Source organism: Nocardia spongicola (assembly GCF_047200775.1).
Classification (GTDB): domain Bacteria; phylum Actinomycetota; class Actinomycetes; order Mycobacteriales; family Mycobacteriaceae; genus Nocardia.
In genome coordinates this window covers 1,041,713-1,053,528 of record NZ_JBJZOO010000001.1, presented here as the reverse complement: position 1 = coordinate 1,053,528, position 11,816 = coordinate 1,041,713, and the positions used below count along the sequence as shown (strand labels likewise).

The following is an 11,816-nucleotide window of genomic DNA, read 5'->3' as shown; positions in this document are numbered from 1 at the left end:
TGACTGTGCCCGAGCGCCGGTGTGCGATGAAGCACAGGGTGCGGGGTGATCGCTAGGCACGGCCGTGCGGCGCGATACGGTCGAGATATGCGTATCGCGGTGGTCGGCGGCGGAATCAGTGGCCTGGTGGCCGCGTATCGGCTGCGGATGTTGCTCGGCTCGCACGCTGATCTGGTGGTGCTGGATCGGGCCGAACGGCTCGGCGGCATTCTCTATACCGGTGAATTAGCCGGGGAGCCGGTAGATCTCGGGGCCGAAGCGTTCGTCGGACGCAGGCCGGAGGTGCCCGCGCTGCTGCGTGAGCTCGGGCTGGAATCACAGCTGGTCACACCAGCGGGCCTGCGGCCGTTGGTGTGGTCGGGTGGTGTGGCGCATCCCTTGCCGGAGGGCACGTTGATGGGTATTCCGTCGAATGCGGAATCGATGCGCGGGTTGGTCGATGCCGCGACGCTGGCTCGGATAGCTACTGAACCGGACCGGCCGTTGTCCTGGACGCCTGGCTCCGATATCGATGTCCATCATCTGGTCGCCGATCGATTCGGTACACAGGTCGCCGAGCGCAGCGTTGATCCGCTGCTCGGTGGTGTCTACGCGGGTAGTTCGCGTTCTATCGGCGTGCGCGCCGCGCTTCCCCCTTTGGCCGCCGCCCTGGACAACGGTGCCGCCAGTCTCACCGAGGCCGTCGGCGCGGCGCTGCCACCGCCATCGGATACGCCGGTCTTCGGCGGAATCCGTGCGGGCTACCAAGCGCTGCTCGATGCGCTCGCCGAACGTTCCGGCGCCGGATTCGTTACAGCGACTCCAGGAACGCGCTTGTCCAGAGGGATACGTGGTTGGGTGGTCGACCCGATCGGCGCCGTCGACGCGGTAGTGCTCGCTACCCCGGCGCCGGTGACCGCGCGGCTGCTCACCGCTGTGGCCCCGGTCGCCGCGGCGGAACTGGCCGGTATCGAGGTGGCCTCGTCGGTGGTGGTCGCTCTGGCGCTGCCGAGCGATACCGCGTTGCCGCAGCACTCGGGGATTCTGGTAGCGACAGGAGAACCTTTGCGCGCCAAGGCTTTCACACTGTCCAGTCGTAAATGGCCCCATCTCGCGCAGCGTGGGACCGCTCTGGTTCGAGCATCTTTCGGAAAATTCGGCGACGATTCCGTCCTGTCATGGCCGGATACCGAACTCGTCGCCGCGGCTGTGGCGGACCTGGCCACAGTCACCGGTATCGCCATCGAGCCGACCACGGCGGTGGTTCAGCGCTGGCATGGTGGCCTCGCCCAGTACGCGACAGGTCACTGCGCTCGTATCGCCGCCGCCGAAGCCGAGATCGCGACGCTGGATGGGCTCGCGGTAGCCGGTGCGTATCTGCACGGTGTCGGAGTACCAGCCTGTGTCGCCTCCGGCACCGCCGCCGCGTCCAGGATCGCCGCGGGAGCGGGCGTGCCTACCGCTGGGTGATCGGGAGTTCCCAGCTCATCGGCAGGACATCGCGGTTGTGCGGCCGCGGTGCGCACCGTGCGTCGAGGTGAGGTTACTGCCATATCGGTTGTCATCCGATGACAACGCACCCTGGTGTGCCATCGCGTGCTGTTCACCGGGAGCGCATTTGTTGTATCACAAGGGATGTGCCGTCGTATCGATACCCGGCGCCATATCGATATGCGCTGTCGAATTGCGCGGCGAGTGCTGTCGGAAATTTCAGCGGAAGCGAAAAAGTGCACAGATCGGAGTAATTAAGCACACGCGCTCCGGATAGCGGAATCGGCGAAATACACCGGTAGCGTGAGCGCCATGCAACTTTCGTCTTTCACCGACATCGGCTTGCGCACCATCATGCGTCTCGCGGTGGACGACGAGGCGGATTCTCGGGTGACCACCAAACTGATCGCCCGCCAGGTCGGTGCGTCGGAACGTCATGTCGCCAAAGCGGTATCGCAGCTGGTCGAACTGGGATTGGTACGAGCCTATCGGGGACGGACCGGCGGACTGTTCATCACTGAGGCCGGGCGTACCGCTTCGGTGGGCGAGCTGATCCGGGCGCTGGAGGGTGATCGGGATGTGGTGTCGTGCGTGGAACCGCATCCGTGTCCTATGGTCGGCGCCTGCCGGCTGCGCCGAATCCTCGCCGATGCGAAGAAAGCGTTCTATGCCGAACTCGATCGGTATTCGGTAGAGGAATTGGTCACTTCTCCGACCGCACAGTTGCTGAACTTGTTCGCCTTTTCTCCGATGAGTGTTTCCCCTGAGATGGAGGATGTTTCATGAACACCGATACTGTGATGCGTGCCGAACCCGAGCTGGAACCGCACCATGCCGAAGTGATCCGTGCCACACTCCCGCTGGTGTCCGCGAATATCGATCGCATCGCAGAGCTGTTCTACAAGACCATGTTCGCCGCGCACCCAGAGTTGCTCACCGATCTGTTCAACCGGGGCAATCAGGCACAGGGCGCGCAGCAGCGGGCGCAGGCCGCCGCGGTCGCCACGTTCGCGACGCATCTGGTCGACCCGGAACTGCCGCACCCGGCGATCATGATGTCGCGGATCGCGCATAAGCACGCCTCGCTCGGGGTGACTCCCGCGCAGTATCAGATCGTGCACGACAACCTTTTCGCCGCCATCATCGAGGTGCTCGGTGGCGATGTCGTCGAGCCGCCGATCGCCGCGGCCTGGGACCGGGTCTACTGGTTGATGGCGGAAGCCTTGATCACCGAGGAGAAGGAGCTGTACGACGCGGCGAATGTGGCTTCCGGCGACGTGTTCCGCGATGCGCGCGTCCTGGCGCGTACCGAAGATCCCGCCGGCGCGGCGATCTTCACCGTCGAGTCCGCAGATCCGACCGTAAAGTTCCCGGGATTCATTCCAGGGCAATATATTTCGGTCGGAGTTCGGCTGCCCGACGGTGCCCGCCAATTGCGCCAGTACAGCATGATCGGTCTGCCGGGCGACGGCACCTTGTCGTTCGCGGTCAAGCGGATCGATGCGGCCGAGGGCTGCCCGGCCGGTGAGGTCTCCAACTGGCTGCATCAGAATCTGCGCCCTGGCGATACGGTGCAGATCACGCTGCCGTTCGGTGATGTCGCCATCGATCCGACGGCGACGACGCCACTGATGCTGATCTCCGGTGGTATCGGTGTGACCCCGACGATCGGCATGTTGGAATACCTTGCCGCCCATGCCCCTGGCCGCGAGGTGCTGATCGTGCACGCGGATCGTGGCACGCAGACCCACCCGCTGCTCGATCGGATGCACGAACTCGCTGCCAGGTTGGAGCGGGCCACCGTCGAAATCTGGTACGAGGAACCGGCTCTCGGTGCTCGGTCCGGCCGGGTCGACCTTTCGGAGCTGACCCTGCCCGCCGACGCCGATGCCTACGTCTGTGGTCCGCCCGCGTTCATGCACGCTGTCCAGAGTCAGCTCCGCGACGCGGGTGTCCCGGACGACCGGGTGCATATCGAGCTGTTCACGCCCACCGATGTGCGCGTCGACGAGGGAATGGCACGATAGGACTATGGCGCGACTCGATTACCAGGCCCTCAACTCCACCATTCGCTACCTGATGTTCTCGGTATTCCAGGTGCAGCCGGGGGCACTGGGCGAGGATCGAGACGCCGCGATCAAGGAGGCCACCGCGTTCTTCGACGGACTCGCCGAGCGTGATGTCGTGGTGCGTGGCCTCTACGATGTCGCCGGGATGCGTGCCGATGCCGACTTCATGGTCTGGACGCATGCCGAACGTATCGAGGATCTGCAGGCCGCGTACGCGGATTTCCGCCGTACCACCGAGCTGGGCCGGGCAAGCGCTCCGGTATGGAGCGTGGCGGCCCTGCACCGTCCCGCCGAGTTCAACAAGAGCCACATCCCGGCATTTCTGGCGGGTGAGGAGCCGGGCGACTACATCTGCGTGTACCCGTTCGTCCGCTCCTACGAGTGGTATCTGCTCTCCGATGACGAGCGGCGCGGTATGTTGGCCGAACACGGTAAGGCCGCACGTGGCTACGCGGATGTGCGGGCGAACACGGTCAGTTCGTTCGCGCTCGGTGACTATGAGTGGATCCTTGCCTTCGAGGCACCGCAACTGCATCGTATCGTCGATCTGATGCGCGATCTGCGGGCCACTGATGCCAGGCGGCATGTGCGTGAAGAAATCCCGTTCTTCACCGGTCCCCGGGTGGATATCGGGAAACTGATCGCCAGTCTGCCCTGATCCGGCTCCGCCTCGACTCGGCCTGCGCGCTGTGGGATAACCGATCGGTTACCCCACAGCGCGCAGGCCTTTGTCGTTGCGCGCTGTTCCAGGCGAGCTGATCGGCTGCCGCCCTGGAGCCGGGGAGCTATCGCGCCGCGCTGTTCGAGGGGTGCAGTCGCAGGGCGATGGAGTTGATGCAGTAGCGCTTGTCGGTGGGAGTGCGGTAGCCCTCGCCTTCGAATACATGGCCGAGATGGCTGTGGCAGTTCGCGCACAGTACTTCGACTCGGCGCATACCGAGCGATTCATCCGGCCGGAGCAGCACCGCATCGGAAGTGGCTGGATCGAAGAAGGACGGCCAGCCACAATGCGAGTCGAACTTCTCGCTACTGCGGAACAGCTCGGCACCGCAGGCCCGGCACATATACCTGCCTTCGGTGGTGGTATCGGTGTACTCGCCGGTGAACGGACGTTCGGTGGCGGCCTCCCGCAGCACCGCGTACTCCTCGGCGCTCAGCTTCAGCCGCCACTCTTGTGGGGAGAGCTGGATCCGTGGCGCGGAGGGAGGTGTATCGGCTTCGGAGCTCATGGCTCCACGCTAATACGGTCCTCCCGCACCGGCTCCGAAGAACTCTGCTCGGGTCGGCCTGCTTCGGTCGTGCCGGGGGGAGCGGGAGTTGCGACGGGTGGCTGTGGCTTCTCGCCGCGCGGGTCAGGAGCAGAATTCATCCATGCCGGATCGATCCCGAACAGCAGCCGGTTCTCCCGCCGCGCGGCCAGATAGCGGTCGCCGAGCACACAGAATACGACGATCAGCAGCAGACCCCAGCCGAAGGTGATGCGCAGGTACTCGAGATTGCGCCCGATATGCTGCCAATCGTCCAGCAGCCACTTGTCGTAGCTCATGAACCCGAAAATCGCCAGCCAGGCCGGCCAGTTGCGCAGTACCGAGTTACGCAGCATCACCGTCATCAGGAACGGGAACAGCATCATCGAGTAGTACATCTGCCCCAGCCCGTTGAGCAGGAACGAGCCGGTCAGTAGTACCCCGGAGGAGGTGCAGACGAAGAACAGTTCGTCATCGCGATAGTAGCGGTAGAGCAGCCACAGCGACAGCAGCACCAGCACGACGAACAGCACCCGCATGCCCCAGGACAGCCACAGCGGCAGGCCGTAGTACGCGCTGTTGCCGACAATCGAGCTGTTGAAGTAGTCGCGGGTTTCGAGCAGATAGGGGCCGGTGCGGGTGAAGAACTTCTCCGGGTCCTGCGACAGCGGCCAAGCGATCGCGGTCAATGCCACCGGAACGCCGAGCGCGGTGATGAGCACCTTCCACTGCCTGCGTGCCAGCGCCACCAACAGCAGCGGTGCCAGTGTCGGTTTCACCGCGATACTCAACCCGAGTACGGCACCTGCCCAGAGATCTCGTCGTTTCAGCAGCAGATGGATGAAGATCAATTCGGCCAGCAGCACGCATCCGTTGACATTGGTGAACACCAAGGTGTTGATGACGGTCTCGGACAGGAACATCGCCAGCAGCAGCGCGGGCGCGGCGACCGAGTTCAGCGTGTACCGGAACAATCGCAGCAACAGATACCACGCGATGAGGATCGCGATGGCGTTCAGTGCGATGAACAGCAAGCGAGATTTCTCGTAGTCGATCGCCGCTATCGGCGCGATGATCAGGGTTCCGCTGGGTGGATACAAATAGTGCGGGTCCACCGAGTCGAAGTTCGCGGTGTAGACCGGCCTGCCGTTCAGGAAGTCGAGCGATGCCTGATAGACAGGTCTGTAGTCATCGGTGATGAAACCGTTGACAGCTTTGATGAAGACCCGGTTCAGCACGGTCATGACCGCCAAGGGCCAGAGTGCGAACTTGATCACTTCGGCGGTGGTGCGAGCGGTTCGGGGCTCGAGCTGTCGAAGGAGCACTTGGGCACGGTACACCGAATCGGTTACAGGTAGTTGTCGGGACCTGCCGAATGCGCCGCAGGCCCCTGGTTCAGGCCGGGCAGGCGGTGCCGTCGGCGGGGAGTGTGCCATCACTCAGATAGCCGAGCACCGCTCGCTGCGCGCAGTCGGAGTGCGTGACCACAGGATGACCGAAGCCCTGCCAGGTGAGCGCCGCGTATCGGGCGCCCGCGGCACCGAGTGCGCCGGTCACCGACGATTGACCGGTGTTGCCGACCACCGGATCAGCGACCCCGCCGAGCACGAGCACCGGGATGTCCAGCTGCTCGGGCAGCTGCGGTGCGGCCGATACCGGCCAGGCGGCACATTTCATCAGTGCGATGGCCGCCGCCTCGCCGAATACCGGATATTCGGCCGCCCAGGTATCCATGAGTTCGGTGACTTTGCCCGGAGTCGGTGGCAGGGAGGAGTCGGTGCACCGGTTGACGAACTGGCCGTCGTTCTCGGTCGCGGCGGAGGCACGCGCGATCGAGTCGCGCAACGGCCCCTGCTCGCCGCGCCCGGCCGCGGCGAGCACGTCGGACAGCTCACCGATCCGGTCGGCTTGGTCGCCGCGCGGGTTACCAAGGAAACCCGACAGCGCGGTGAGTACTGCGTTCGCCGAGATATCACCCAGCTCGCCTGCCGCGGCCCGGCGCACCAAGTCGGTGATCGCCGCGCGCGGGTCGGTACCGAGTGAACAATCGATGCCGACACAGCGCTGTGCGAACGCGGTCAGCGCGGCCTCGGCGCCACGGACGGTGTGTTCGGTGCTGGTGACGGCGTCGGTGTCGACCGGCTCGGGGGAGTCGAGGATCAGACGGGCGAGGTGGTCGCCGTATTTGCGCGCATAGCTGAGTGCGACTTTCGCGCCGTTGCCGGTGCCGAGCAGTGTGATGTGCTCGACCTGCCACTGCCTGCGCAACTGTTCGATGTCATCGGCGGCGTGCGGTGTGTCGAAGGTGCCTTCATAGGGTTGCAGGAAGTCACGGCAGGCGATGGTGCCGTCCTGGCTGAGTTCGGCCATCCGGGCCACCGGGTCGCCACCAGAGACGAATTGGGCGTTATCGGCCAAGCCACGGCGGAGTTCGGTCGGCAGACAGTCGATCGGCTGCGAGGTGCCGATACCGCGCCGGTCCACCGCGACGATCGGGCGGGCGGCCAGCAGCGCGCCTGCGGCTCCTATGGCCAGGCCTGCCAAGGTGGCGGTCGACGATCGGTCCGCACCGGAGGTGAGTACCACCGGCGGCACATCGGTCGGAGTCTGTGCCAGCCGCGCCCGCAGCGCGCCGGTGCGGAAGGTGCCGAGCACTGTCCCCGCGGCGTCGATCTGGGTCGAGTACTCCGCACAGTCGAGCACCAGCCCGGTCGGGGCAGGGCCGAGCCCGAGTAGGTCAAGGGTCGGCTGAGTGCACTCGCGCCAGCTGAGATCGGTTTCGGGCAGCTGGGCGTCCGGTAGCGAGGCCGGGGCGGCCGAGGTCGTCGCCGTGCCGGTGACCGGCGGGCGCTGCACCGCGACATCGGGACGGTCCGAGGGTCCGACACCGCAGCCTGCGGTCGCGATCGAGAGGGTGGCGGCAAGCACGGCGGCCCGAGTCAAGCGCATTGCTACAGACTGCCAGGTTTCGGTAGCCGGTTCAGCGACGGGTCCACCGGGTGAGTATGGTGCCGTCGTCGTCCAGCAGGATATGCGCGCGGATCATCCGGGTACCGAACTCGTGCCTGGACAGGGAGATTCGCTGTGCGGTGCCGCCGACCAACACCGGTGCGGTGGTCATACAGAATTCGTCGACCACATCGGCTTCCAGCAGTTCTCCCAGCAGCCGTGGCCCGCCCTCGACCAGCACTCGCCGCAGGCCGCGTGTGGCCAGTGCGTCCAACAGGCCGCGGGGCGTCACCGTGGAGTCACCCGCCTCGACCACCTCGGCACCCGCGTCGATCAACCGCTGGGTGCGTTCGGCCGGGGCGGCGGCTGTCGTGATGATCAGCGGCGGTACCCGGGTATCGGTGAACAAGCGCGTATCCGGCTCCAGCGACGCGCTCGCCGTGACCACCGCGATCGGCGGCGGTGTGCCATCCGGATGACCGCCGATACCGCGCTCATGGAATGTGCGCCGCCGGAGCGGGTCGGTATGCGCCCCGCCGTAGTCTTCCGCCCGCGCGGTGCCCGCACCGACCACGATGACGTCCGCGAGTTCGCGCAAGAGGTCGAACACCGTCTTATCGGCGGGGGTGCCGAGGCCACCGGATAGGTTTTCGCTGGTAGCCGCGCCGTCGATACTGGAGACGACATTGGCGCGGACCCACGGTGCGTCCAGTTCCTCGGGGAAGGCGTACAACTGTGGAAGGTGGTCCTGGTTGAGCTCTGTGAGCTGGATCGCATTGTGACTACGCTGCATGACACCAGATCACATCACGTCTTTAGGCTTCGTCCATGCAAGAACGCCTCGTCGATCGTCACCCGGAGGTTCCGGCCGATCAGCTCGTCGCCCAGATGGTGCCCCCGCCCATGTTCGACGAGGTGAGTTTCGCCTCCTACCTCCCCGATCCGGGGGAGCCGAGCCAAGCCGCCGCGGTCAGGAAAGCCGAGGAATTCGCCGGACGTGTCCTCGCGATCGGTAAGGCCGCGCGACGCAAGAGCCTGTTCGGTAAGAAGAAGCAGGTCAATGGGGCCGGTCTCTATTTGGACGGTGGTTTCGGTGTCGGCAAGACCCATTTGCTGGCCTCGATTTTCCACAGTGCTCCCGCACCCAAGTCTTTCGGCACCTTCGGTGAGCTGACCAATCTGGTCGGCGCCCTCGGCTTCGGTAACGCGGTCGAACGGCTCTCGGATAACAGCGTGCTGTGCATCGACGAGTTCGAACTCGACGATCCGGGCGACACCATGTTGGTCTCTCGGTTGCTGACCGAACTGTCCGCGTGTGGGGTCTCGATCGCGGCCACGTCCAACACCCTGCCGGGGCAGCTGGGCGAAGGGCGTTTCGCCGCTCAGGATTTCCTGCGTGAGATCAAGAAGCTCGGCGCCATCTTCGAGGCGGTGCGCGTCGATGGGCCGGATTACCGCCACCGCGATCTGCCGCCTGCGCCGGAGCCGACTTCGCCGGAGGTACTGACCGAACGGGCGATGGGAACGGCGGGTTCCACGCTCGACGAGTTCGATGCCCTGCTGCAGCACTTGAGCACATTGCACCCGTCGAAATACGGCGCGTTGATCTCCGAGGTGTCGTCGGTTTTCATCGCGAATGTGCATCCGGTCACCGATCAGGCGGTGGCGCTGCGCATCGTGGTACTGGCCGACCGGCTCTACGACGCGAGCATTCCGGTAACGGTATCGGGTGCGAAGCTCGACGAGATCTTCTCGGCCGAGATGCTCGAAGGTGGCTACCGCAAGAAGTACCTGCGTGCCATCTCGCGACTGCTCGCGCTGTCGCGATTCGAAGTCGCCGCCTAGCCCGGTGCGGTGTGGTTTCCGGTCGGCCGGTCCGGAAAGATCAGCCGCATCACGTAGTCGTGGTGCAGCTGGTTGCCGACGGTGAACGTCTTCGTTCCGGCCACGGTGAAACCGTGCTTGGTGTAGAAGCGTCGGGCACGGGTGTTCTCCTGGTTGACCCCGAGCCATACTCCCGGATAGCCCTCCGACCGCGCCCAGTCCAGAGCGGCCCGCATGAGCGCGGTGGACACCCCGGTGCCGTGGTGGCCGGGGAGTACGTACATCTTGCTGATCTCGGCCACCGGGCGCGGACCGACCACCTCGGCCACCGCGGGATCCGTGGGCTCGCCCCCGATCAGCATCGCGTAACCGACGATGTCACCGCGGGTAAGGGCTTTGAATACGACCCGAGCCGGGTCGCTCAGGTACTCACCGAAGCGTTCGCTCGACAGGACGTCGGTGATGAAGGTCTCGATATCGGCGGGCGTCGCGTCCGGAGGGCAGGCGAGCGGGAAGGTGGCCGCCGCGATATCGCTGAGCGCCTCCGCGTCCCACAGCCCGGCCCGATCGACGATAACCGGCGGGTCACTTATTCCTTCGTCCGCACGCATGTCCGGCAGCGTACCCGGCTGGTCGGCCGACTTTGCCGCGTGCCGTCGGCGACGTAGTCTCCTGCGCATGACGAGCGAACGCCGCATCGGGATCATCGGTGCGGGTATCGCGGGTCTCGCCTACGCGAAAGTCCTGAAACAAGCGGGTTTTCCGGTCGAGGTATTCGATCGGGCACCTGATGTCGGTGGCGTGTGGAGTGTGACCCGGCGATACCCAGGACTACGCGCGCAGAACACCAAGGACACCTACCACTTCTCCGACTTCCCGATGCCCTCGGACTACCCGCGTGTCCTCGACGGACACCATATGCAGGCTTATCTGGCCGCCTACGCCGAGCATTTCGGGCTGACCGAGCAGCTACGGCTGCAGACCGAGGTGCTCGCCGCGGATCCGGTGGACAGCGGGTGGCTGCTGGAAGTACGTGATCGAAGTGGAAATCCCGGCGGAAATCGTGGAATCAGCCGGGTCGCCTGCGACCATCTGGTGATCGCCAATGGCGCGTTCAGCGATCCGGTGCTGCCGGAGTACCGCGGTACCGATCGGTTCCGTGTGGCGGGTGGGCGGATATGCCACTCGTCGGAGTTCCTGGATCTGGAATCCGTGCGCGGCAAGTCGGTTGTCGTGGTCGGCTACGGCACATCCGCCTGCGAGCTGGCTACCGCGGTGAGTGAGGTCGCGGCATCCACCTCGGTGGTGGCCAGGCGGCTGTTGTGGAAGATGCCACGCACGCTGTCGCGGACGATCGACTACGAGCGGTTGTTGCTGACACGATTCGGCGAGGCGCATTTGCGCTCCCCTCGGCCGAGCCTGCCGGATCGGTTCCTGGACAGCCTCGGGGAATCCGTGCGGATGAGCAATATCGACCTGCTGCAGGAGCTGATCGTCAAACGCCTGAGGCTACGAGAACTCGGGCTGGTCCCGAGCGGTCGATTCGAGGAGATCGCCGGGAGCGCCGGCGGCCTCGTACCGGAGGGTTTCTTCGAGCAGATCGAAGGTGGGCGCATCACGGTACACCGGGATACGACGGTCACCGAGCTGGACGGTGGTCCACACGCAGCGCCTGCGGTGCGGCTGTCCACCGGACAAGTGCTCCAGGCCGATATCGTGGTGTGCGCGACCGGTTTCCAGCAACGTGTGCCTTTCCTCACCCCGCATGTGCAGCACAGGTTGACCGATGCGCAGGGTAATTTTCGGCTGTACCGCCAGATCTTGCCGGTGGATGTTCCGAATGTGTCCTTCGCGGGCTACAACTCGTCGGCGATCAGTACGCTCAGTGCCGAAGTCGCCGCGCATTGGACAGCGGCACTGCTCACCGGCGGGCTTCGGCTACCCTCCGCCGCGACGCGCGACGAGCAGATCGATGCCTGGCTGCGCCGGATCGAGGAACATACTCGTGGCAGGCACGCGCACGGTACTGCGGTCATTCCGTTCGCTCTCCGCAATATCGATGAGATGCTCGCCGACCTGGAGTTCCGCTTACCGCTGCGCACTCGCCTCGCCCAGTGGTTCCGTCGGATCCGGCCGGATTCCTACCGTGGACTGGCCACCCGGCACACATCCGGTACCGATCGGACAGCACAAGCAGCCTCGGTCGAGGCGGAATTGCTTTCGTAACGGCCTGCGGCGAGACGCGCGGCGGATTATC

At 65.1% G+C, this 11,816-nt stretch carries 11 protein-coding genes; 6 read left to right on the top strand and 5 right to left on the bottom strand.

Annotated elements, in window-relative coordinates:
- Positions 1-87: 87 nt before the first annotated feature.
- The 4 genes from ACL02S_RS04575 (at position 88) to hemQ (ending at position 4,197) form a co-directional block, all read left to right on the top strand.
- Entirely contained in the window at positions 88-1,449 is a 1,362-nt protein-coding gene (locus ACL02S_RS04575) for a protoporphyrinogen oxidase (protein WP_412800981.1), read from the top strand.
- A gap of 333 nt (positions 1,450-1,782) precedes the next feature.
- The gene (locus ACL02S_RS04570; RefSeq protein WP_412800980.1) at positions 1,783-2,256 is read left to right on the top strand and encodes an RrF2 family transcriptional regulator; all 474 of its coding nucleotides are present in this window, start codon (positions 1,783-1,785) and stop codon (positions 2,254-2,256) included.
- Positions 2,253-3,497 (top strand): globin domain-containing protein, encoded by a 1,245-nt coding sequence (locus tag ACL02S_RS04565; protein ID WP_412800979.1) that lies wholly within the window; start codon positions 2,253-2,255, stop codon positions 3,495-3,497. Before ACL02S_RS04570 ends, ACL02S_RS04565 begins: the two co-directional genes overlap by 4 nt.
- A 4-nt stretch (positions 3,498-3,501) precedes the next feature.
- Positions 3,502-4,197 carry a hydrogen peroxide-dependent heme synthase gene (gene hemQ / locus ACL02S_RS04560; protein ID WP_412800978.1) on the top strand — a complete coding sequence of 232 codons (696 nt, stop codon included), beginning with the start codon at positions 3,502-3,504 and terminating at the stop codon, positions 4,195-4,197.
- 127 nt (positions 4,198-4,324) lie between these two features.
- Here the strand turns inward: hemQ and msrB are convergent, their stop codons facing one another.
- The 4 genes from msrB to ACL02S_RS04540 all read right to left on the bottom strand — a co-directional run bounded on the left by msrB (position 4,325) and on the right by ACL02S_RS04540 (position 8,528).
- Positions 4,325-4,768 carry a peptide-methionine (R)-S-oxide reductase MsrB gene (gene msrB, locus ACL02S_RS04555; protein WP_412800977.1) on the bottom strand — a complete coding sequence of 148 codons (444 nt, stop codon included), beginning with the start codon at positions 4,766-4,768 and terminating at the stop codon, positions 4,325-4,327.
- Positions 4,765-6,111: a glycosyltransferase family 87 protein gene (locus tag ACL02S_RS04550; RefSeq protein WP_412800976.1), complete on the bottom strand. Its 1,347-nt coding sequence runs from the start codon at positions 6,109-6,111 to the stop codon at positions 4,765-4,767. Before ACL02S_RS04550 ends, msrB begins: the two co-directional genes overlap by 4 nt.
- A 70-nt stretch (positions 6,112-6,181) precedes the next feature.
- Positions 6,182-7,735, bottom strand: a complete 1,554-nt coding sequence (locus ACL02S_RS04545; protein WP_412800975.1) for an alpha/beta hydrolase — start codon at positions 7,733-7,735, stop codon at positions 6,182-6,184.
- A gap of 31 nt (positions 7,736-7,766) precedes the next feature.
- Positions 7,767-8,528 (bottom strand): pyrimidine reductase family protein, encoded by a 762-nt coding sequence (locus tag ACL02S_RS04540; RefSeq protein ID WP_412800974.1) that lies wholly within the window; start codon positions 8,526-8,528, stop codon positions 7,767-7,769.
- 35 nt (positions 8,529-8,563) lie between these two features.
- Here ACL02S_RS04540 and zapE point away from each other — a divergent pair, with 35 nt between their 5' ends.
- Entirely contained in the window at positions 8,564-9,580 is a 1,017-nt protein-coding gene (gene zapE / locus ACL02S_RS04535) for a cell division protein ZapE (protein ID WP_412800973.1), read from the top strand.
- Here the strand turns inward: zapE and ACL02S_RS04530 are convergent.
- The gene (locus tag ACL02S_RS04530) at positions 9,577-10,170 is read right to left on the bottom strand and encodes a GNAT family N-acetyltransferase (RefSeq protein ID WP_412800972.1); all 594 of its coding nucleotides are present in this window, start codon (positions 10,168-10,170) and stop codon (positions 9,577-9,579) included. The genes zapE and ACL02S_RS04530 overlap by 4 nt on opposite strands.
- 67 nt (positions 10,171-10,237) lie before the next feature.
- Between ACL02S_RS04530 and ACL02S_RS04525 the strand changes: the two genes are divergently transcribed.
- Entirely contained in the window at positions 10,238-11,785 is a 1,548-nt protein-coding gene (locus tag ACL02S_RS04525) for a flavin-containing monooxygenase (protein WP_412800971.1), read from the top strand.
- Positions 11,786-11,816 lie beyond the last annotated feature (31 nt).